This is a genomic window from Sutcliffiella horikoshii (assembly GCF_019931755.1).
Lineage (GTDB): Bacteria > Bacillota > Bacilli > Bacillales > Bacillaceae_I > Sutcliffiella_A > Sutcliffiella_A horikoshii_E.
Map to the genome: position 1 here is coordinate 449125 of NZ_CP082918.1, position 22200 is coordinate 471324.

At 43.0% G+C, this 22200-nt stretch carries 25 protein-coding genes and 1 pseudogene; 19 read left to right on the forward strand and 7 right to left on the reverse strand.

Translation table 11 applies throughout. From position 1 onward, the window contains the following. The first annotated feature begins 6 nt into the window (after positions 1 to 6). Entirely contained in the window at positions 7 to 1269 is a 1263-nt protein-coding gene (gene egtB, locus K7887_RS02345; RefSeq protein ID WP_223491992.1) for an ergothioneine biosynthesis protein EgtB, read from the forward strand. Beyond that, entirely contained in the window at positions 1266 to 2228 is a 963-nt protein-coding gene (gene egtD, locus K7887_RS02350; RefSeq protein ID WP_223491993.1) for an L-histidine N(alpha)-methyltransferase, read from the forward strand. The genes egtB and egtD overlap by 4 nt, the downstream gene beginning before the upstream one ends. Before the next feature lie 51 nt (positions 2229 to 2279). On the opposite strand, the gene K7887_RS02355 is transcribed toward egtD, so the two are convergent. Both K7887_RS02355 and K7887_RS02360 read right to left on the reverse strand, forming a co-directional pair. Then, positions 2280 to 4136 (reverse strand): M4 family metallopeptidase, encoded by a 1857-nt coding sequence (locus K7887_RS02355; RefSeq protein ID WP_223491994.1) that lies wholly within the window; start codon positions 4134 to 4136, stop codon positions 2280 to 2282. Between the two features lie 626 nt (positions 4137 to 4762). After that, the gene (locus K7887_RS02360; RefSeq protein ID WP_223493562.1) at positions 4763 to 5527 is read right to left on the reverse strand and encodes a DeoR/GlpR family DNA-binding transcription regulator; all 765 of its coding nucleotides are present in this window, start codon (positions 5525 to 5527) and stop codon (positions 4763 to 4765) included. 180 nt (positions 5528 to 5707) lie between these two features. Here K7887_RS02360 and K7887_RS02365 point away from each other — a divergent pair, with 180 nt between their 5' ends. From K7887_RS02365 to K7887_RS02405, 9 genes and pseudogenes are all read left to right on the forward strand, one after another. Next, on the forward strand, positions 5708 to 6982 hold the full coding sequence (locus tag K7887_RS02365; RefSeq protein ID WP_223491995.1) for a GNAT family N-acetyltransferase: 1275 nt from the start codon (positions 5708 to 5710) through the stop codon (positions 6980 to 6982). Positions 6983 to 6984: 2 nt separating this feature from the next. Then, positions 6985 to 7344, forward strand: a complete 360-nt coding sequence (locus K7887_RS02370) for a YybH family protein (protein ID WP_223491996.1) — start codon at positions 6985 to 6987, stop codon at positions 7342 to 7344. 31 nt (positions 7345 to 7375) lie between these two features. Further along, entirely contained in the window at positions 7376 to 8155 is a 780-nt protein-coding gene (locus tag K7887_RS02375) for a Cof-type HAD-IIB family hydrolase (protein ID WP_223491997.1), read from the forward strand. Between the two features lie 12 nt (positions 8156 to 8167). Continuing rightward, positions 8168 to 8728 (forward strand): annotated as a pseudogene (locus K7887_RS02380) (GNAT family N-acetyltransferase). Then, positions 8688 to 9041 carry a hypothetical protein gene (locus tag K7887_RS02385; protein WP_223491998.1) on the forward strand — a complete coding sequence of 118 codons (354 nt, stop codon included), beginning with the start codon at positions 8688 to 8690 and terminating at the stop codon, positions 9039 to 9041. Before K7887_RS02380 ends, K7887_RS02385 begins: the two are co-directional and overlap by 41 nt. A 38-nt stretch (positions 9042 to 9079) precedes the next feature. Next, complete coding sequence (locus K7887_RS02390) at positions 9080 to 9370, forward strand: hypothetical protein (RefSeq protein WP_223491999.1); 291 nt, start codon at positions 9080 to 9082, stop codon at positions 9368 to 9370. Positions 9371 to 9386: 16 nt separating this feature from the next. Then, positions 9387 to 10931, forward strand: a complete 1545-nt coding sequence (locus K7887_RS02395; protein ID WP_223492000.1) for a M3 family metallopeptidase — start codon at positions 9387 to 9389, stop codon at positions 10929 to 10931. After that, positions 10928 to 11308: a VOC family protein gene (locus K7887_RS02400; protein ID WP_223492001.1), complete on the forward strand. Its 381-nt coding sequence runs from the start codon at positions 10928 to 10930 to the stop codon at positions 11306 to 11308. Before K7887_RS02395 ends, K7887_RS02400 begins: the two co-directional genes overlap by 4 nt. Before the next feature lie 50 nt (positions 11309 to 11358). Next, a complete protein-coding gene (locus tag K7887_RS02405; RefSeq protein ID WP_223492002.1) occupies positions 11359 to 11559 on the forward strand; it encodes a hypothetical protein in 201 nt (66 codons plus the stop codon). A 57-nt stretch (positions 11560 to 11616) separates the two neighbouring features. On the opposite strand, the gene K7887_RS02410 is transcribed toward K7887_RS02405, so the two are convergent. From K7887_RS02410 to K7887_RS02420, 3 genes are all read right to left on the reverse strand, one after another. Then, positions 11617 to 12015 (reverse strand): hypothetical protein, encoded by a 399-nt coding sequence (locus K7887_RS02410; protein ID WP_223492003.1) that lies wholly within the window; start codon positions 12013 to 12015, stop codon positions 11617 to 11619. Positions 12016 to 12211: 196 nt separating this feature from the next. After that, complete coding sequence (locus K7887_RS02415; protein WP_223492004.1) at positions 12212 to 13516, reverse strand: uracil/xanthine transporter; 1305 nt, start codon at positions 13514 to 13516, stop codon at positions 12212 to 12214. Next, positions 13513 to 13671: a hypothetical protein gene (locus K7887_RS02420; RefSeq protein WP_223492005.1), complete on the reverse strand. Its 159-nt coding sequence runs from the start codon at positions 13669 to 13671 to the stop codon at positions 13513 to 13515. The genes K7887_RS02415 and K7887_RS02420 overlap by 4 nt, the downstream gene beginning before the upstream one ends. A gap of 112 nt (positions 13672 to 13783) precedes the next feature. Between K7887_RS02420 and K7887_RS02425 the strand changes: the two genes are divergently transcribed. The 4 genes from K7887_RS02425 to K7887_RS02440 all read left to right on the forward strand — a co-directional run bounded on the left by K7887_RS02425 (position 13784) and on the right by K7887_RS02440 (position 17049). Next, positions 13784 to 14668, forward strand: coding sequence for a LysR family transcriptional regulator (locus tag K7887_RS02425; RefSeq protein ID WP_223492006.1), 885 nt, complete (start codon positions 13784 to 13786; stop codon positions 14666 to 14668). Positions 14669 to 14720: 52 nt separating this feature from the next. Continuing rightward, positions 14721 to 15440 carry a YebC/PmpR family DNA-binding transcriptional regulator gene (locus tag K7887_RS02430; protein ID WP_223492007.1) on the forward strand — a complete coding sequence of 240 codons (720 nt, stop codon included), beginning with the start codon at positions 14721 to 14723 and terminating at the stop codon, positions 15438 to 15440. 445 nt (positions 15441 to 15885) lie between these two features. After that, the gene (locus K7887_RS02435) at positions 15886 to 16509 is read left to right on the forward strand and encodes a GNAT family N-acetyltransferase (protein WP_223492008.1); all 624 of its coding nucleotides are present in this window, start codon (positions 15886 to 15888) and stop codon (positions 16507 to 16509) included. Positions 16510 to 16515: 6 nt separating this feature from the next. Then, positions 16516 to 17049 carry a GNAT family N-acetyltransferase gene (locus tag K7887_RS02440; protein ID WP_223492009.1) on the forward strand — a complete coding sequence of 178 codons (534 nt, stop codon included), beginning with the start codon at positions 16516 to 16518 and terminating at the stop codon, positions 17047 to 17049. On the opposite strand, the gene K7887_RS02445 is transcribed toward K7887_RS02440, so the two are convergent. Beyond that, positions 17046 to 17513: a hypothetical protein gene (locus K7887_RS02445; RefSeq protein ID WP_223492010.1), complete on the reverse strand. Its 468-nt coding sequence runs from the start codon at positions 17511 to 17513 to the stop codon at positions 17046 to 17048. The two genes, K7887_RS02440 and K7887_RS02445, sit on opposite strands and share 4 nt — an antisense overlap. 66 nt (positions 17514 to 17579) lie before the next feature. Next, a complete protein-coding gene (locus tag K7887_RS02450; RefSeq protein ID WP_223492011.1) occupies positions 17580 to 18026 on the reverse strand; it encodes a hypothetical protein in 447 nt (148 codons plus the stop codon). 474 nt (positions 18027 to 18500) lie between these two features. On the opposite strand from K7887_RS02450, the gene K7887_RS02455 reads away from it, so the two are divergent. From K7887_RS02455 to K7887_RS02470, 4 genes are all read left to right on the forward strand, one after another. Continuing rightward, positions 18501 to 19355 carry an STAS domain-containing protein gene (locus tag K7887_RS02455; protein WP_223492012.1) on the forward strand — a complete coding sequence of 285 codons (855 nt, stop codon included), beginning with the start codon at positions 18501 to 18503 and terminating at the stop codon, positions 19353 to 19355. Between the two features lie 436 nt (positions 19356 to 19791). Next, entirely contained in the window at positions 19792 to 20502 is a 711-nt protein-coding gene (locus tag K7887_RS02460) for a GNAT family N-acetyltransferase (RefSeq protein WP_223492013.1), read from the forward strand. Between the two features lie 24 nt (positions 20503 to 20526). Then, positions 20527 to 21210: a Type 1 glutamine amidotransferase-like domain-containing protein gene (locus tag K7887_RS02465; RefSeq protein WP_223492014.1), complete on the forward strand. Its 684-nt coding sequence runs from the start codon at positions 20527 to 20529 to the stop codon at positions 21208 to 21210. A gap of 78 nt (positions 21211 to 21288) precedes the next feature. After that, positions 21289 to 22161, forward strand: coding sequence for an AraC family transcriptional regulator (locus K7887_RS02470; RefSeq protein ID WP_223492015.1), 873 nt, complete (start codon positions 21289 to 21291; stop codon positions 22159 to 22161). Positions 22162 to 22200 lie beyond the last annotated feature (39 nt).

Consider the following 22200-nt stretch of genomic DNA (forward strand, 5'->3'; position numbering starts at 1 on the left):
GTATCCATGGAAACACAAACGATAAAATCATTATCTCAACGATTTATGAATGTGCGTGACCTCACCATGAAGCTTGTTCAACCATTAGAAACAGAGGATTTCATTATTCAATCACATCCAGATGTCAGCCCGCCGAAATGGCATCTGGCTCATACCACCTGGTTCTTTGAGCGTTTTGTTCTCAAAGAGTATTTCGAGAACTACCGAGAATTCCATCCAAGGTACGATTTTCTTTTTAATTCCTATTACGAGACGGTTGGGCCATTTCAGCCAAGGCATCAACGCGGCGTCCTCTCAAGACCAAGCATCCAAGATATTTTCCAATACCGCAGTTTTATCAATAATTATATCGTGGACCTGCTCGAGCAACACGAGGAGACCAAGTCCGAACAGACTGACAAAATTCATAGCCTCATAGAAATTGGCATGCAGCACGAACAGCAACACCAAGAGCTAATCTTGATGGATGTAAAATATAACTTTTTCGTTAATCCGTTGCACCCTGTTTACAAAGAATCCAAACCCACCCCATCCCAAAAAAGAGAACTATCCTTCCACACCTACGATGGAGGCCTCGTTGAAATCGGTCATAACGGTGATGGCTTTGCTTTTGACAATGAAAGCCCGAACCATAAAGTGTGGCTTGAGCCGTTTAAGCTGGCTGATCAGCCTGTCACGAATGGAGAGTACCTGGAATTCATCGAAGCGGGCGGGTATCAGAAGCCTTATTACTGGCTTTCCGACGGCTGGAATACGGTCAAAAAGAATGACTGGCAGGCTCCGCTTTACTGGAGTAAGGATGATGGCGAATGGTCCATTTTTACGCTCGCAGGCAAGAAGAAGCTCAATCACCATGAGCCAGTTGTCCATGTCAGCTTCTATGAGGCGGATGCCTTCAGCAGATGGAGAGGCAAGCGTCTCCCGACAGAAGCGGAATGGGAGCATGCGGCAAGGGACCTGGAGATAAAAGGGAACACGATGGACACCGGCACCTATCAACCTGCCGCATCCAATCAATCTGCCGGCTCCAAGATGTTTGGCGATGTGTGGGAATGGACGGCAAGCGCCTACTCGCCATACCCGGGCAGCAAGCCGCTTGAAGGGGCACTTGGCGAATACAATGCTAAATTCATGTGCAATCAGATGGTGCTGCGCGGCGGATCCTGTGCCACACCGCAGGACCATATCCGCAATACCTACCGTAACTTCTTCCCGGCTGACAAACGCTGGCAGTTCAGCGGATTCCGATTGGCGGAGGATGCGCTATGAGATTATTAGAAAATAATATTCAGAGCTATGATTTTTATATAGAAAAAGAGAACATGCGGGCTGAAATCGTAAAAGGGCTCTCAGCTCCAGTGAAAACAATCTCGTCCAAGTTTTTATATGACCACAGGGGATCAGAGTTATTTGAGATGATAACAGAGCTTGAGGAGTATTATCCGACGCGGACGGAAATGAAGATTTTCAACGAAAAGATCCAGGAAATTACGGTGGCTGTGGGTAACGTCCACACTTTGATTGAATATGGCAGTGGAAGCAGCAACAAAATTAAGGCGTTGCTTCACAATTTTGCAAGTCTTAAAGAATATGTGCCCATTGATATCTCTCGGGACTTTCTTTTCCAATCTAGCCTAGAGCTTGCGATGCAGTTTCCACATATCACGATAAAAGCGGTTTGTGGAGATTATACGGCTCCGCTGACCTTGCCGTTAGAGGCGAATGGCAAAAAGGTGATTTTCTTCCCGGGGTCTACCATCGGAAACTTTGAGCCGGTGGAGGTACGGAATTTCCTGATGAAGTCAGCTAAGCTTTTAGACGAAGGGGATGGCTTCCTCATTGGTGTTGACACGAAAAAGGACACTGAAATACTGGAACGTGCCTACGATGACGCGAAGGGTGTTACGGCTGCTTTCAATCTTAATCTCCTGACAAGACTGAACAGGGAGCTTGGGGGGAATTTTAACGAAGAGCAGTTCGAACATCTTGCCTATTATAACGAGGAAAAAGGTCGTATTGAAATGCACCTCGAAAGTCAACGTAATCAACTAGTAACCATTGGAGATCATGAGTTTTCTTTCCTAGAAGGCGAAACCATTCACACGGAAAACTCCTACAAATATTCGATTGGTCAGTTCCAAACGATGGCATTGGAATGCGGATTCAGGCCTAGCAAAGTGTGGACGGATGACGAAGAGAAATTCAGTGTGCATTATTTAGAAAAATAAACGTAAAAAAACAGTGCCAACTGTAGAATCGGCACTGTTTTTTCATTTTAATTAAAACTGTGGTGCTCTTGGATTGTCATTCACAGACCAGCCTTCATAAAGGCCGATATCGTCAAATGCACTCAAGAAAGCATTATATTCGTCGCTGCCCTCGCCATAAAGGTCAATGGCAGATTGTAAGATTGCTTCGCGGAACTCTGCAAAAGAAGCGTCATAGTGGAGGTAGTCATACGCGCGGTACCAAGTGTCCGCAACCACTGTTCTGCCCATGCCATATTCTTCTGCTACAAGGTAGGCGGAGTGCTGAAGGATTGTACAATTGATGTGTACGCCACCGTTATCCATGTTCGCAGGAAGGTAGTAATACTCATCCATGTGAGCCGGGTAGCGACCTTCGCCGTCAATGCTGTAAGGCCAGTACACAGCACCTGTTGGAAATTTACCTGGATCTTCGTTGCTTCGAAGGGCGGTTCTGCCGTTCGCTAACCATTCTTCACCCATGATGTCCTCTCCAACATCCCAGTTGCTGTCGTCTACTAAAGCAGCAAATGTATCAGAGTAGGCTTCATTAATGGCACCTGTTTCAAAACGGTAGCGAAGTCCGCCATTGTAATGCGTGATACCGTGTACCATTTCGTGCGCTGTTACATCAAGAGCAGCAAGCGGAATGAATTGCTGTCCGTCGCCATCTCCGTAAGTCATCATCGCGATTCCGTTACTCCAGAAGGCATTGTTATACTCTTTCCAATAGTGAACGCGGGAATTGATGGCCATCCCGTTTCCATCTAAAGAGTTACGGCCATGCTCATTTAAGAAATAGTCATACACGATACGGGAATTGGAGTGCGCGTCCACTGCAGGACCTTGTCCAACGGTTTCCCATGTGCTGCTGTCCCCAGTGTATTCTACATCTTTCCATGCAGCGCTTTTATTAGAATATAACCACATCTGGTTGGACGTGTTTTTCATATTGTAAGTGAAAATTCCATCCATATCTGGAGTGGTGTAATCAGCAAGGAAGAATTGAGTCCCTTGTCCACTTCCAGGGACATTCCCGTGTGAAAGATTTAACAACTTTGTCAATCCAGTCGTACCTAAGCCAGAACCACGTGCGGGCTTTAATTTCCCAGCATTCTCCACAGCTTTTGGATTTGGTCCTTGCTCTACTTTTAAAGCAGAAGAGCCTTCGACGTTGTTCGTGCCAATGATGTCTTCAAAGAAACCAAAGCCAGTCATTGCGTTATATCGATCTAGCACTTTCCCATTGTGGGCATCCACATACACATACCAGTTACCAGCTTCGCCTTCGAAAAACTCTAGATTTACTCGGTAAGCAAGATGATAGTCTTTTTCAAGTGGATAGATTACTAGCTCAGAGGACTCAACCGGAACTTCAGCAGGAGCATCAACCGCTGCTTTTGCCTCTGTTACCGCTTTTTCTGCTTGGATGGAAGGCGTGGTGTTAATATCTAAAGAGTCTAATTTCGTATCGAAGTTTCCATTAACGGTCGTAATTTCATTCTTTTCGTTAAAATGCACATTCAATTCATTCCGATCGACCGGAACGCCATTTTTCGTTTGTTGCAGACGAACGTGTGTCATCCCAAGGTCATCCGTTGTTGCTCTTACTTCTTTCAGGTCCTTCTCAGGGTTGTTCATGTGGAAAAAGTCCTTATGTTTGCCAAGGAACTTCTTCGCATTTTTCGCATCTGCCTTTGCCTGCTTTTCTGATAGAATACCAGCAACAAACGAAGGTGGCCCTTGTTTGCCTTCGGTATCAACAACTCTCACTTTTCCTTTACTTTTGAATTCCTGTAGCGAGCTCGCCGCATTCGACGATGGTCCACCGGAGAAAAGACCGGCGAAGATAAGGAATACTACTGCAGCTAAAATAAAAATCTTTTTCAAATAAACCCATCCCCTCAAAATATTTAGTGTTACGAAAATATCGAGTTACGATATTTCGACAAGTTTATCGTAATGGAAGGTTGAGATTTGGTAAACAGACTATTCAGACTATTTTTAAGGTCGGGGGAACTTGAATGTAGGCAAATCGATAGGATGTGACAGAATTTGCTATGACTTAAGATACGGTAACGTGTTAAAGTGGCTAGGATAATTACCCTGTTTTTTAGAGTGGGGAGTGTTAAATGACTAGTAAATATTTGGTTAAATGATAGTTTAGGAGTATAGACAGTGGCAGAAAGATGTATATAATAGGAAAATATTACTTGGATTTCTATTTTATGAGGGGGAGAGTTTAGGGGTATGAAGAATTTTTTAGAGACAGAGAGATTATTGTTACGCAGATTAATTAGAGTTGGAGGACACCATTATATATAGTTTGGCACGAACTTGGGTGGTTTTGGCACGAACTCGGCGCATTTCCGCACGAACTCTGGTGGTTTTGGCACGAACTTTGTGGATTTCCGCACCAACTCAGCGAAATACAGCAAAATTGTCGCTGAATATCTATTCATTTCATTAAAAAAAGCGACAGTACCCATGCTCTCTGTCGCTTTCTCCTTATTAATCTATACTCCAGCCACCAAAACCTCTACCCCGGCAGACTTTAAGGCATTGATTTTCTCCTTATCGGTCTCCGAATCCGTTATCACGACATCCAATTTTCCAACAGGGTACATACCGGCAAACATCTCCTGGCCGATCTTTGTGTGCTCAAACATGGCGACCAGTTTCTTGGAATTTTCATAAACTGTCTTATGAAAAACAGCAACTTCCGGCGTTGCAGTACTCAAGCCTTTTACAGAGAGAGCCCCTGCCGTCGCAAAGCATAAATCTACTGTGAACTGTCGCGCAAATTCATTGGCCAATGCATCTGTGATGTTACCTGAACTTTTCACATTCCCGCCAATCAAAAAGGTGGAGATGTTTTCAGACCCACGTAGGGAATAAGCGATTTCAAGTGAGTTGGTCAGCACCGTGAATGGAATGTCCTTTGGTAAATATTTGAGCAGTACATAATGAATGGACGCCCCACCGATAAAAACTGTTTGGTTTGCTTTTACGTAGCCTGCAGCCATTTTTGCTATGGCATTCTGGTGTTCGGTGCCGTCACCAAAGCGCTCTGCTGGTGGGCGTGGCATGGTGCGAACGGATGCAACTGGGATTGCGCCACCATGAGTTCTTTTCAATAACCCGTGTTCTTCCATGATAGAAAGGTCTCGGCGAATGGAATCGATGGACATATTGAATTGATCAGCCAAATCTTTCGCGAGCACTCTCCCGTCCTGTTCTAAAACCTTCAAGATTTCTCCCCGTCTTTCATCTGTAAACAAGAACATCACCCCAATGTCTAATTTCAACTTCGTTTCCTATTATTTCATGTTTATTCCTGTTTAGTCAATGTTATATTTCGTGTTTCTGCTTTTTTATTCTGTTTTACTGTTTATAAAAGGATAAAACATGCAAAGAGTCGAAAAGTGTAGAATGCGTATTTTAAAGAAAAGGTGATAAAGATGTACAAAATTCCAGAGAGTGTACAAAAGGTTTTAGTCCCTTTTATAGATAAATGCAATAAAGAATTACCAGGATTGCTAGAAGGAATGTACCTTCACGGATCCATTGCGATAGATGCTTATCTGGAAGGACAAAGTGACATTGATTTTGTTGCGGTGACAAGCCGGAAGCTGACAACTAAAGATGCAACTATTTTAAAGGAAATTCATTTGAACCTTGCAGAAACATGCAAAAAGCCGCAGTTGGATGGTATATACGTGCAATCGTCCAACTTAGCGGCAGAGGGCTATTTTTATAATGAAGGGACCTTTGGTAAAGCGGTACACGATATTCCGGTTACATGGTGGTTGCTCAAGAACAAGGGTGTAACAATCTTTGGGCCCGCCGCTAGCGAACTTCCCCTGGACGTAACAACGGAAGACCTCACAACCTATGTACGAAAAAACATGAATGACTACTGGGCAACAAGGACTTCTGCCATGGAACAGAAAAAAGAGCAGTTAATGACATATCCGATCGAGCATATTGAAACCGAAATGGAATGGACAGTCCTCGGGTTGCTGCGCCAATTTTACACATTGAGGAAGCAAGATATCATCTCCAAATTAGCAGCAGGGGAGTACGGACTGCGTGAACTTGAACCGAAATGGCATGGGCTTATTCAAGAGGCAATCAACATTTGGCAAGGAAATCCAGAAAGAAACTTTACGAAAAATGAAGAGAGAGTACATGCCACGATCGAATTTGCTAAAGAACTAATTAGATCTTGTAGTTCAAATGAAACTACTAAGAGTCAGGTGAAACTAGAAGCCTATCAACCAGAACACTTAGAAGAACTTATAGAATATAAGCTTACGGAAAGTCAGTTGGAATTCACTTCACATCCCAAAGAGGCCTTACTAGCATGCGAAACGGATAAGGGGAGGCGTCCCATCGTTATTATAGAGAATGGGCAGCCTGCAGGTTTTTTTGTTTTATATCAGGGGGAGGAGCTTACTAAATATACAGACAACCCAAATGCGATTCTTTTGCGGGCATATTCAGTTGCGCTTCCTTTTCAAGGAAAGGGTATTGCGCGGAGATCGCTTGAATTGCTGCCTGGCTTTGTCCTAAAGAATTTTCCTAGAGTGGATGAGGTTGTACTTGCGGTGAACCTAAGAAACGAAGCTGCGCAAAGAGTGTACTTGAGGGCGGGGTTCAAAGACAGTGGAAGAAGGGTGATGGGGCGGATGGGAGAACAGTATGTGTACCGACTCAAGGTGGAAGGAGAATGACTATGGATTATCAAACGGCCTTAGACAAGTACATCCAAGCAACAAACACTCACAACTTCGATAATGTAGAAAAAATGCTCCACGACGATGCGGTCTTTTGGTTCACCAATAAAACTTGCAGGACTATGGAAGAAATCCGCGCCTTTTTTGAAAACGCTTGGGACACCATCAAAGAGGAAGTTTATTCGGCAAAGGACGTGCAGTGGATTGCGGTAGATGAGCACACCGCCACTTGCCTCTATACTTTTCATTATGAGGGACATATGAACGGGGAGTTCATCTCGGGAAGTGGACGTGCGACCAATGTTTTTGTAAAAGAAAAGGGAGAATGGAAGTTGATTCATGAGCATTTGAGCCGATAAAAAGAAAAATGGTTTTTAAAAGGGGAAGGTTATGAACTGCAAAATAGTATTTTTCGATATTGACGGCACCCTCACGCATCACGAGGACGGCAGTATTTCTGTGAGAACAAAAGCGGCCATCCAAGCGTTAAAAGATAAAGGAATTATCGTGGTGGCTGCAACGGGCCGCCCGCTATCGATGTGCAAGGAGATTCGGGAGCTCGGGATTGATACATTCATCACAGCTAATGGAGGCTATGCCAAACATCTAGAAGAGGTCATTCACAAAATTCCGCTGGATAAAAAGGTGATGGAAGAAGTGGTTCAGTTTGCTTCGGAGCAGAAACACGGACTTTCTTTTTATACAGAAGGCTTTCATATGAACGAAGTGGAGGATCCGAGGATCGCACAAGCGTTGAAAGAAACACTTGGGGTACTTGGTTTAGAGGACTTTTCGGTGATGGACCATACTAAAGAGCAGGAAGTCTATCTCATGTGTCTGTTTGCAGCAGAGGATATGATAGAGCCGTATATGGAGAGATTCCCGCACCTGACTTTCAGAAGGTGGCACCCATACATCTTAAATGTCCTGCAAGAGGATGTGTCCAAATCGGTCGCCATTATGAAACTGTTAAACTACTTTGGCATCGACAAGTCCGAGGCGGTTGCATTTGGGGACGGGGAGAATGACATCGACATGCTTGAGCTTGTTGGCTATGGCGTTGCGATGGGGAACGGCAGCGACAGGTTGAAGTCAGTCGCTGATTTTGTCACAAGAAGTTCCAGTGAAGATGGCATTGATTATGCATTAAGAAAACTACAAATCATTTAGGAGGAACCCAACATGTTCATACATAAAATTGATGAGGAACTATCTTTGAAACTAGCAGAAGAAAAAGATGCGGAGCGACTATTTGAGCTGACCGACAACTCCAGGGACTATTTGCGCGAGTGGTTGCCTTGGCTGGACTTCACAAAGAAGGTGGAGGACTCCAGGAATTTTATATAAGGTACGAGACAAGGGTATGCGGAAAATAAATCTATGACCACGATGATCCTCTATAAAGGCGAAATCGTTGGTGTTGGAGGTTATAACACACTCGATTGGACCAATAAAGTGGTAACAATCGGATACTGGCTGGATAAGGATTATCAAGGGAACGGCATCATGACGAGGGTGGCGGAGGCTTTGACGGACTATGCCATCATGGAGCTTGGCATGAACCGTGTTGATATTCGTGCGGCTGTGGAAAATGTGAAGAGCAGATCGATTCCGGAAAGGCTCGGATTTACGTTGGAAGGGAAGGTCCGTCAAGCGGAATGGCTGTATGACCGTCATGTCGATCATGCGGTGTACGGAATGCTTGCAGAAGATTGGAAAAAAAGAAAAGCTGGAGGAATGTAAGCTGAAACGAAAATATTTGTGGTGGGGTGCAGGCGTAATCGTCCTAGCCCTGCTCCTGTCATTTGTCTTTTGGGGGGCGCCTTGGGGCATTTGGACGAACAAGCAGTCATTTGAAGTGTATTTGGAAGAAAAGTATGAGAAGGATTTTGTAATAGAGGATATCTCGTTTGATTTTTTTAACACAAGAAAGTATCACGCGTATGCCTATGCAAAAGAGGAACCGGAACTCTTGTTTTATGTGGGGCAGAATCGGTATACAGGCAAAACGGAAGATGGATTTTTGAAGCAAAGGAAGAAGTTGGCCCAATTGTAGAAGAATATTATCCAGATCACTCTAACTATGGGGTTAATTTGATTTTTCCTGAAACAGAACCAAAAGATTTTATTAGGGCTGATTACAAAAAGCATGCAACAGTTGAAGTGGGAGTCTCCATGGATAATATCCGAGTGAACAGCGCGAACAGTAAGACGGAAATAGAGCGGGCATTCTTTCTTTTACAAGAAATAAAAGAAAAAGAAATACAGCTTCATCACTTTGGTATTAGCTATGAGAACAGGACGCTTCAGCTGCAAAAAGAAGACATTCAATCCATTGAAACGATAAAAGATATGGAAGTTTTTTTAAGCGAATACAATAGATAGCAGAGAGGCGGTGGGGATGATGTATTTTGGAATGGACAAATTGGCGGATATAACGCAAATGGAAGAGTGGAAACGGGCCTATTCAGCAGCGATAGAGCAATTGGACTTGTTGTATCAGGAAGAAAACCGCCTGTATTATTCGACATATGCGCAGGGAATTCAGAGTGAGAGACTGCGAGAAATAATGAGTGTGAAGCATAACCTGATGACGAATGAATCGATAGCAACGGAATTGGCCTCCAAGAGAAAAGCTTTTGAAAAAGATCCAATCTGGAAACGACGTTTGGAAGTCTTTTTGTCCAAAATGAAGCAGGAGTCATTGGATAGTCAGGATGAATTGGTAGCTGTACAACATAAGCTTCAATCAGAGCTTCTAGAAAGCTCATTTACTGTGGATGGAAAAGAATATAATCTTGGTTCTGTTCATTCCACTATCATGGAGAACCCAGATCGTGAGCTTCGTAAAAGGCTTTTTAAGGAAGCGAAAAAGGTTGGTGCAAGAAACGAGACGTTGTTCAGAGAGCTCATTCAAATCCGAAACCAACTTGCAAAGGAACTTGGTTACCAGAACTATTATCATTTTCGATGCAGCCTTCAAGAAATGGATATGGAAGCCTATATTAATGAGATGAATGATCTTTTAGTTAGTGCCCGAGATTGTTCAGACTATTGGGATGGTCGTATAAAAGAAAAATTCGGCTATAAAGAAATACATCAATACGATCAGTATTTTTCGGTATTTAATTATCAGGAAAGTTCAGAAGCAGATTTGTTTAAAGCAGAACGAATCAAGGAAGTGTTTTCTGGAACCTTGACCAGTTTTGGATTATCCATGGATGATTTGCCCTTAAGTGTGGAATGTTTGGAGATTCCTTACGGTGGCTTTTGTATCAACATCCGTCCAACTGATACCAGGGTAGTGGTAAATAAGCGTGATGCCTATTCGGTTTATGTTTCAGGGCTTCATGAACTTGGACATGCCATTGACGGGGTGTACAGCTCCTATCAGTACCCAGAGCTTTACCGATTTTACTCGTCCATTGCTGCAGAGGGTGTTGCAGAGTTGTTTCAAACCATTGCCACAGATAATGAATTTTTGATGAAACATTTTAAACTGGACGAAAACACGGTGAATCAGCTATTGGAACAAAAAGAACTAATGGATATAAAAATGGTCAAAATGAATTTCTATTATAGTTTAGTAGAATACGAACTTTATACTAATCCTGAGCGCAATTTTCAAGAAGTTGCAAACGAGTGTTATAAAGAAGTGTTTGGTACAGAGGGAGAGGCGTTCCATCCTGCGAGTGAGATGTTTTATGTGGAAAACCCAGCATTTTTTCAGGATTATAATGTTGCCCTTGCGATTCGTGAAATGATACTACATACATTTAAAATAAACAGCCCTTATGGTAAGAGAGAGATTTTCGGGGAGCTTGTGGAAAAATATTTGGAACCAAACCAGTTATACACTTGGCAGGAACGGGTTAGGCGACTTTGTGGCGAGGAGTTTACTTTTCGTTATTTAAAAAGAACTCTGGGAAAGGGGGAAACCAAATGAATAAGTTGTTTAAAAGAATAGATACGGTATTCCTTGAGGTTACCAATATGGAGAGATCGATTGGGTGGTACACAAAGGTACTCGGTTTTTCGGTCAGGTGGCATGATGTGGAGAATGGGTATGCAGCGATTGAGATGGGGGAGACACCGCTGACGCTCGTGCGGGCTGAGAAAGTGACACCAGGAACCCATTGTTTATTGAACTTCTATTCTGCGGATATTTATGCTGCACATCAGAAATTGGCAGAGCGAGGGGTTTCGGGGGAGGATGTCATTGACTATGGTGCCGTTCTGTCGTTCGAGTTTAAGGATCCGGACGGGCATATTCTTGGGGTTTGTTATTTTGAGGAGGAGTCGGTGACGAGGGAGGATTCTTAAGGAGCAGGGATACTGGGATCGGGTAAGTGTGAGGCTATGAAGTTCCAAAAATGGATATATCATTTTTCAATGGATATATGTTGCTTTACGATGGATATATTATTCTTACAATTGATAGATTGGCTTTTACAATGGATAAAATGAATTTACAATGGATATCCGTATTTTCACAATCCAATCAGTTGGTGCGGGTGCCGGAAATAGCATCTGCTACCGTAAAAACAAACCTAGTTACCCAAAAACACTTTTAATAAAGACCATATTCCACATAAAAAGAAGCCTTCCCACATCGGCGAAAGGCTTCTTGTTCATTTTACTCTCTTAATCAAAAAACCGACTCTCTCCTCATAGCCCTCATCTAGTGAGGACAACTTCGGAATCGCGATCCCGTCCTGCAAATGATTTCCTTTGAAAAAAATGTAGTAGTCCTTGGTTTCTATCATTTTCGAATGGTCGTTAAAGTGGAATTTTGCATGACCTGCAAGGAAGAAATCATCTCCCTCTTGATACTGCACAACCATTTCCTCTTCAAAAATGGGCTTCCTTAACAATATGACTCCTGCAAAAAAAGTGATGACCTTTATTAAAAGGAACGCAACTACCAACGGAACAAGAAATGCCATAACGGCGGACATGGTAAATATTCCGGCAGGTACCTCTCCGTACATTTTAACCAAATCAAAAAAAGAATAAATGCCGAAAAGCAAAGCCCCTACATAAAAGAGGATTCTCCCGTAACGCCAAGGTTTAAAGTGATCAACCAGCGCAGATAAAGCGTGTCTTGTGACTTCGTATGTAAATTCTATTTGGCGAATGATGGTATCCTCCTAGTTCTCTGTGATTATTATATTACCACTAGAAAGGGTGAGAGAAACATAAAAAGCATAGCCAATCCCCTCAGGATTAGCTATGCTCCACTACTTTATCCTCAAACTGTCCCCAATTCGTCACCTTCTCCAACACAATCGAAAGCAGCACGCCCATGATCAAACCATTCGCCAGAAACGGTTGCAACAGCACCGGCAACGGACTGAACACAGCCGGCGAAGTGTTCATCAAGCATACTCCCAACAATACAGGTGTAGCTAATCGGAAAATGGTATCCGAGTTGAAAACAGCGCCTCGCAAACTACTATACGCGGTACCAAACAATTGAAGGTACGCAACAAACAGCACCGCATTCCCTACCGTCATCGGCATCGTCACCAAGAAAGACGTCAACGGAGGCACAAGTCCAATTGCGGCAAGCATGATACCGCCTATGAAAAACGGCTTCCGGTCTAATATTCTCGTACTCTGTAAAAATCCAATCGTCGAGGTGAACGGCGTATACGGGACGAGCCCAAACAAAGACGCAATGACAGAAAACAATCCAGTAAAAAAGAAAGAGTTTCTGAATTGCCCAGGTTTGGCTGTCTCCCCATAAAGGTCTGCCGCAGCTTGAACGGAGGCTATCGTGTTACTCATATTCAACACCCCGGCAAAAAATGCGACCGCAATAATTCCGTATTCAAGGTTCGGTGCACCAAGCGGGAATAGGTCAAACGCGAAGGCCGCGGCTGGAGCTTCCTGACCGCTACCTGGAAACAGCAGCACATAGGCAATCCAACCAACGACAATCCCTATGAGAATCGCAAAGTTCCCGATAACCCTTGGTGCCTTTATTTTCAACACACTAACAAAGATGACAAGTACCACAGAAAGGATGCTGACAGGCACGTTCATCACGCCATCCTCTGTGATGCCAAGCATCCCTTGGAAAAATACCATCATCAATTGGAAGGTTAATAGGAAAAGGTAGACCGTCATAACCATTGGCGTGAAAATTTTTGGAAGTACGGATGTCCAGCCGAACACCGCAAGCAGCATCGTAAATCCGCCTGCAAGCAAGAGTCCTGTCGCAACGCCCCCACCAATTTCCGTGAAACTCATGCCCAATGAAGAAGCAGTGAGACCAAGGTTCAGCATCACACCCCACAACAAACCAGAGTGTCCTTCGAGCAACGGGTAGCGATGACCCATCCAGCCTTGGAAAATGCAAGCAAGCCCTGTGAACAGTAGGGAGGCACTCAGCATCATCCGGCTTACTTCCGGTGACACATCAAAAGCGGCTCCGACAGATAACGGAACCACGACCGTGTTGGCAAAAATAAAAAAGAGCCATTGTAACGAGGAAAACATCGTAAACGATGAGAATAATTTATTCATAGTAGTTCCTTTCTTAGTTGCATTTGGTGTTCAGCGTACACATGAAAATTTTTATTCACATTGACTCTGGTTCCTTCAGATGTCGTTTTTGCATCTAAAAGTAAAGCAACCATCACAATTAAATTAAGTATGATAAGAATCAGAATCGCTCTCATGTCGTTCTTCTCCTGCCTCTCTCCAAATATATGGTATCATATGTAAAACCATATGGATGATATTTGTTTTGTTGTGAAATCATATGAAAAACATATAGGAGATGAAAAGTAGATGGATATCCGGCAATTGCGTTATTTTACCGTCATTGCGGAAGAAAAAAATATATCACAGGCTGCCCGGAAACTACATATGTCCCAGCCACCATTAAGTCAACAATTAAAGTTGATGGAGGAAGAATTGGGAGTAAGGCTTGTGCACCGTGAAGGAAAGAAGCTTCGGCTGACAGAAGCGGGAGAAAGGCTATATCACCATGCGGTACAAATCACGAAATTAATGGAAGAGGGCATGGAGGAAGTGAAGGAAGTTGGAGAGGGGTTAAAGGGATCCTTGAAAATTGGGGTCAACACGCTGTCCGAGATGTCGCTCAGCGGATTGTTGTTTGCATTCAAAGAAAAGTATCCTTTGGTGACCTATGAAATCCATCAAAATGAATCAGGTCATCTGTTTCAATTGTTGAGTGAACGGGCTATAGACTTGGCGGTCATTCGTTTTCCCGTTCAATCAGATGAATTTGCACATTTTATGCTTAAGAAGGAACCATTCTATTTTGTCAGCCGAGAAGCATGGAACGAATCGTTGACTTTAGAGAAAATTGCTGGCCAATCGCTTGTTGTTCCGAGCACGAAGGGACAGGGGCTTTACGATTATATACTTCAGTCTTTTGCACAAAGAGGGCATGAACCAAACATTGTGTGTGCGAGTTCGGATTTAACCCTGCTCTCCGGCCTTGTCCAGCAAGGGTTTGGAGCAACATTGGTTCCAGAGAGCGCGATGCATATTTTTTCTGGAGCAAAAGTTCATTCGTATTTGGTGGAAGACGAAGGTCTTTCATCCCAATACGGTGTTGCCTGGATGAAAAAGTACTATTTATCAAAGGTGGCAACCAGATTTCTGGAGATGTATAAGGAAATCACTCGAAACCCTCTGGGAAGTTGATGTATAATAGAATAAGTTATATCTTTTAATTTCTGAAAGAGAGTGAATATATATGGGTCGTAAATGGAACAACATTAAGGAAAAAAAGGCGGCAAAGGACCAGAATACGAGTAGAGTCTATTCTAAATTTGCCCTTGAAATCTATGTAGCAGCAAAGCAAGGCGAGCCAGATCCAGAATCCAACATGGCGCTGAAGTTCGTGCTTGAGCGCGCGAAAACTTACAACGTACCACGTAACATTATCGACCGTGCAATCGACAAAGCAAAAGGCGGCGGGGAAGAAAGCTATAACGAGCTTCGTTACGAAGGATTCGGACCAAACGGATCCATGGTCATCGTAGACACGCTGACAAACAACGTAAACCGTACAGCTTCCGAGGTGCGCGCAGCATTCGGAAAAAATGGCGGAAACATGGGTGTAAGTGGATCTGTTGCTTACATGTTCGACGCAACGGCTGTATTCGCATTCGAAGGGAAAACTTCCGACGAAGTGCTTGAAGTGTTGATGGAAGCTGACTTGGACGTGCGCGACATTATGGAAGAAGAGGAAACGGTAATTGTTTACGCAGAGCCGGATCAGTTCCATGCCGTGCAAACAGCGTTGAAGGATGCAGGAGTAGAAGAGTTCTCCGTGGCTGAGTTGACGATGCTAGCGCAAAGCGAAGTAGAGCTTCCTGGGGATGCACAAGAGCAGTTTGAGAAACTGATCGATGCGTTGGAAGACTGCGAAGATGTGCAGCGTGTGTATCATAATGTGGATTTAGGTGAATAAATTGAACTTGTGGACAGGCTTCTATCTTTAAGGATGGGGGCCTGTTTTTTGTTGTGGGGGAGTTTTGTTATATTAAAATATCAATCTCAAAAGTTAATTTGCGATTTTTGCGTGGAGGTGTTGGGGCTGAAGAGGTTAGTTTTTTCTTGAACAAACGATTGTTTGAAAATTGCTATGCTAGTATAAGTGGTTGTTACGCTTGCTGGCGAAGAATTTTTGTTAGCGTAGGAGGCTTTATGGGAGAGTATTCAATAAACGAGGGAAAGTATTCAATAAAACGCGCAAAGTATTCGATAAAACTCTACAATTATGCAATAAACCAATTTAAATTAACGACAATCCATATATTACCGTTTGCAACTCTGGAAAATACACAAGAATTGAAACTAAAACCCTATCAAATGCGTATATTACCTAATCACCTAACTCAAAGGAGCCTTTACGTATGACAACTTCTAAAGCAGCTGTACCAAACACCATCCAAGGAACCAAAATCCAGCTAAAACAGCTCAGCATCGCAGATATACCTGTACTCTACCAGCTAATGTACGGCGACCCCAACCCAGAATACAAAAAATGGGACGCACCGTACTTCCCACTCGAAATGATCGATGAGGAAACCTACCTCTCCAAAATGACAAAACAACTAAATGAAGGAATGGATTCCGTCTACCTGATCCAAACGAAAAGCAAAGAACCCCAAACCATCGGCAGCGTCACATACTACTGGGAGCACGAACCGTCCAATTGGCTTGAAATGGGCATCATCATCTACCTGCCGGAATTCTGGAACGGCGGCTATGGAACTGAGGCCATCCAACTATGGACCGACCACCTTTTCCAAACAAAACCGCAAATCCCTAGAGTCGGTTACACAACCTGGTCCGGCAACCATCGCATGGTCAAAGTCGGCACCAAACTTAATTTTACACAAGAAGCTCGCATCCGTAACGTCCGCACCTACCAGGGCAAATTGTACGATTCCATCCGTATGGGCATGCTGCGCGAGGAATGGGAGCAATCCAAATCCAAATCAAAACCTAAATCCACCCAAAACGGAGGAAACTAACCAACCATGCAAACATACATTGAACTCACCAAAGAAACCGAACAAGACCTTGTCCATCTACTAACAACAGAAACCTGGCCATACCACGGCACCGAAAAACCAACAGAGGAAGCCATCCAAACTTCCATCCAACAAGGCAACTACACAAACGAAGGAACAAAGACCTTCTTCATCCAAGATAAAAACAATACCGTCATTGGCATGTTCCGTCTTTTCGATCTCGAGGACCCGACCTGCCTATTTGACCTGAGACTCAAACAACAAGTGAGAGGTCAAAACCGCGGCGCGCATGCCGTAAAATGGCTTACTCAATTCGCATTCACCAACTATCCGCACCTCATCAGAATCGAAGGCCACACCCGCCACGACAATCTGGCGATGCGCAAAACCTTCCACAATAGCGGGTACGTCAAAGAAGCCTACCACCGAAGTGCCTGGCCTCAGAACGATAAGCTATATGATTCTGTGGGCTATGCCATCACCCGCACGGATTGGGAGCAGAACATCACTACGCTGATCCAAGACAGCATCAAGTTCTAACAATTCTTTGGACAGATAATCAGATCGGTGTGTGACAAAATCTCGATTGCACGCTCCAAATCAGATGTATCTAGGAACACATTCGTATTCTCACCGAGATACATACTTTCCACCTGCAACTCACACCAGAGCGCACCAAAAAGGTCGTTGAGCTGTCCGGACTGTCCCGCCGGCAGCCTTACCACCTGAATAACCTGTCTTTCTTTAAAAGGAATGCCGTAACCGCGCAAAACTCTGCGCATCCCCTGAAGGTCCTTTGTTGTTTCACCTGTACTGCTGCCAAGCACTATTTTTACAAGATGTGTATCCTCATTCAGTTTCGTATGAAAATAGGCATTTACATTAACCTCTTGCTCTGCCAAGCCATCCAAAATACAACTTAATGCCCAATCGTCCACCTGGAAAGCAAACTGCGTCCGAATCAAATAATCAAAAGACTCCACCACTTCCGGCAGTTCCCGCATCGCCCACAACTCCCTCATCCTGAGTTTTACCCTATAATATGCATCACTCTAGGAAAAGGCGTTACTTCAATCCAAACAACGAGGCGGCTCCTCTTCTGACAACAACCGAATGGCGTGCCCGACATTAGAAACATCCAAATAGATATTATTGTCCTCACCAAGATAAACCGCGCGAACCTGCATTTTGCACCAAAGCGTGGCAAAGATGGCATTGACTTGCCCGGGTACACCAGAGATGCTATCCAGCAGCTGAATTACCTGATTCTCTCTGTAACGAACACCCACTTGTTTCATTACCTTCCGTACCACCCGAATGTCGCGCTCACTTTCATCAACCGATGTACCCACAACCATGCGGACAAAATTAAATTTTTTTCCGGCAAGCGTCTGGAAATAGCCGTTGATATTCACGCTGTTCTCAGCTAGTCCATTTAAGATACGGCTCAGATTCCGGTCACTCACTGTAAACGTAAATTGTGTCCTGATATTGAAATCTAGACATGGATTTCCCATCCCATTTCACTCCCATAAAAAAGCCTTTCCTATAGGATATGAGAGTTGGTTTGACCTGCTTGGACTTTTCCCTATGTAGTCTTTCTGTCTTTCCACCATTTAAAAAGAGAAAAAAGTAGAATCACGGCAAGTGTACATAAAATAACAATAAATTTATTAGGCTGGGTCCCTGCGGAATAAGTAAGGGTGGACGTTGCCTCCCCGTAAACCGCCTGCGGAAACCAGAGCATTAAAAATATACCTATAATTAATAACCGGTATTTAACCAGTAGTCCCATTTAACCATCGCCCCTTTTATTTAATATCGTGAACAATGACCTAGTATTTAGTTTATTAGATAATATTCTGATAAATTCATAGTTAAAAAGATTATAATGATAGAAAATAGGGAATGGGGAATAAGGATGGAGTTTAGTACTACATAGAAATTTAATAGAGATTTAGGATGGGTAATCCAAAGAAGGGAAACGTGCAATGCAAAACACTTCTTATAGCACACAGAAAATGATCTACAAAAATTTTGATGAAGCAGCAGATAATATCTTGAACATGATGAGCAGGTTACTCGACATCAATACTCTGTTCATTGCAAAGAACGATCGCTGTACGAACAAAATCATGAAAGTATTAAATAAAAAGGATATTTTGCTAGAAGAAGGTGGCACCCTTCCATTTGAGCAGACATTCTGCAAGCTATCTGTGGACCACGGCAGTAAGCCTTTAATCATTCCGGATATTACACAAAGTGACCTGACAAAGGACATGGTTGTGACAAAAAATCTGGGTGGCGGTTGCTTTATAGGAATCCCTATTTATTATGAAGATGGAGATAATTATGGCACACTATGCGGATTGGATACTAGGCCGCATAATTTGGGAGAAGAGCTCATTGGAGTTTTTGAAACAATGGGGTCTTTGCTTACATATGTCCTTGAGCTTGATGAAGCTTACCAACAAATCCGGAGTCTCTCGGTTCCTTTCATTCCAATCACTCAAGGTGTTGCCGTACTTACGATAACAGGTAATGTCAATGAACATCGAGCAGATACCATTATTACCCTTGCATTAGAGAAAAGTCAGGACTTAGATTTGGACTATTTAATTATCGACCTTTCTGGCATAGGGAAAATCAATGAATTAGTCAGCTATTCTTTACTTAAAATAGTAAACCTCCTTCATATAATAGGCGTGAAACCAATCTTAACCGGAATTACCCCTGATGTTGCCATCAAAGCTATTGGCGTCGGATTTGAGACAGATGATATCCTTGTTCAGTCCAACCTGGAACAGGCTTTAAAGAAAATTGGGTTTACTTTATATAAAGACTGAGTCACAGCTAAATAACAGAACGACAAGAAGCAACCAATTGGATTGGTTGCTTCTTGTTGTTACAACAAGCCAAAACATGTACCAACAGAATATAAAATTGAAGGAAATAGAATGGATTATCTTGAATTTGTAAGTGGAGGGAAAAACGAAGGGTATTAGGAGGAGAATAATGGAAGCTATCATGATACTTGGTGTAACAGTAGGAGCTATATTTATGCCTATTTAAAATTAAAAATGATGAGAATACAAGAACAAATACATTTTGGCTAACCACTTCATTCATTCTCATAGTTTGGAGTATTGCGTTGATAGGACTTGCATCGATTAATTAATAATAATTTTAGATGTCATTAAGAGAGGTAGAGTATCAATGCTTTAATACCTTTCGGATTATACCGAAAAAATAATTACAGGATGAAGTAACGGAGGAAACATTTTGAACTTATATAATATCATCAAAAACCAACAGGAATATTGGCTAGTGGATCAAGTTAAAAAGAAAGATGTTTCAACAGAGTCATACATACGCGAATTGATGAAAATTATAGAGGAATGGAAACGACTAGAGATTGGCTATCTATCTTTACTGATGGATGAACAATATGAAAGTTGGCTGCTTGAAAGGGATTTCGGCAAGATATCGAGTATCGTTGAGTATACAAGAGATCTAGAAGAAGTGCAGAATACGGATAACCAAATGGTGTCACACTCCCTTGCAGAAGGGTTAATAGATGACCATGAGTACGCGAAACTATACGAGCTTTGCCGTTCAGGAAGTGCTAACAAGAACACGAAGCAACCTATAGCCCAGGTTATGAGTTCGCTAGAAAATGAATTAGGAGCGGATTGGCGCAAGCATTGCTATTATTTTTTAAAAGATGGAGCTTTTGCCGGCATAAGTATCCCTCATATTGAAATGGGCACGGAAGATGAAGGGAGACTATTTTATTTCGGAGTAGTGCCTGATCGAAGGGGAAAGGGAGTAGGAGTGCAAATTCATCTAGTCAGTATGCAGTTACTCAAGCAATTCCATGCCACCTATTATGTCGGCAGCACCGATGTAAACAATACCAGTATGATAAAGATATTTGAGAAAAATGGTTGTGAACTTCGTGATCGGAAAGGGATTTATAAGATAGTCAGTTGAGCTTATTTTAAAAGGAGTGTAGTTATGAAATTATTGCTAACATCTGCAGGGGTCAATAACAAAAGTATTCACGACGCGTTGGTTGACATGCTAGACAAGCCAATTGCCGAATCCAACGCCCTGTGCATACCTACTGCTATGTACGGACACCCTTGGGTTGGACCTGGCGTAAAAGCCTGGGAGTTCATTAGAGGTAGTTCCGATAATCCCATGGTCAATCTGGGTTGGAAGTCTGTCGGCGTGCTTGAGCTAACAGCGCTGCCAAGTATCGACCAAGACCGCTGGGTGCCGCTGGTCCGGGAGACGGACGTCCTGTTGGTATCGGGCGGAGATGCCCTCTACCTTTACCACTGGATGAAGGAATCCGTGCTGGCAGACCTCTTGCCGACGCTGAACGCAGTTTATGTGGGAATGAGTGCGGGGAGCATGGTAATGGCCCCTAATATTGGAGAAATCTTCGTTGGCTGGACTCCACCAAACGGTGAAGATAAAACGCTGGGGCTGGTTGATTTTGCAATGTTCCCGCATCTGGACCACGAGATGTTGCCGGGAAACACCATGGCTGTCGCAGAGAAGTGGGCCGCAGGGATGCAAGGACCAGCGTATGCCATTGATGACATGACGGCTATCAAAGTGATAGATGGGGAAGTAGAAGTTGTTTCCGAAGGGCAGTGGAAGCTGTTTAGCCCTAAAACGAGTGATTTGTAATCCTACAAAATGGTGCACAAAATATCGGATGACTAGATTAAACTCCTGTTATTCTATTGATGAAAGGGGGTCATATTAATGGATTTGCTTAAGGACATGAATACTGCAATGAAGTATATCGAGGAAAACCTTACTAATGAAATAGATTTTAAGGTGGTGGCAAGGATAGCTCATTGTTCTGAATATCATTTTAAAAGAATGTTTTCTTTCCTTGCAGGAATTACGTTATCAGAATATATACGCCGCAGACGACTTAGTTTGGCAGCTCAAGAGCTTCATGATAGTAAGGTGAAAGTAATCGATGTTGCAATAAAATATGGATACAATTCACCGGATTCTTTTACTAGAGCCTTTTTCAATTTACACGGCATCACACCATCAGAAGCAAGAGAAAATGGTCAGCAACTAAAAGCCTATCCTCATATGACCTTTCAATTATCAATTAGAGGAGGAAATGAAATGAATTACCGAATAGAACAGAAAGAAGCATTTAACATCGTTGGAATTATGAAAAGGGTTCCCATCGTTTTTCAAGGGGAAAATCCCGAAATCATAGATATGTGGAAATCCTTAGATGCTGATAAGATATCTAATTTACAAAAACTCTCCAATGTGGAACCAAAGGGTATGATTCAAGCATCTACTAATTTCTCGGAAGGACGGATGGAAGAGAAAGGTGAGTTGGATCAGTATATTGGAGTCGCAACAACGCAAGAGAATCCTGAAAGCTTTGTAAAACTTGAAGTCCCTGCCCTAACATGGGCGATATTTGAGACAACAGGACCATTTCCTCACACCCTTCAGGAAACTTGGGGAAAAATTTATTCTGAGTGGTTCCCATCTTCAAGCTATCAAGTTACAGAAGGACCAGAAATCTTGTCGATTAAAAGCAAAGATCTAGCATCACCATCTGTAAAGTGTGAAATATGGATTCCGGTTTTAAAGAAGTAAAAGAGCTTTTAGCTGCCAAATACAAAGATACAATGTAAT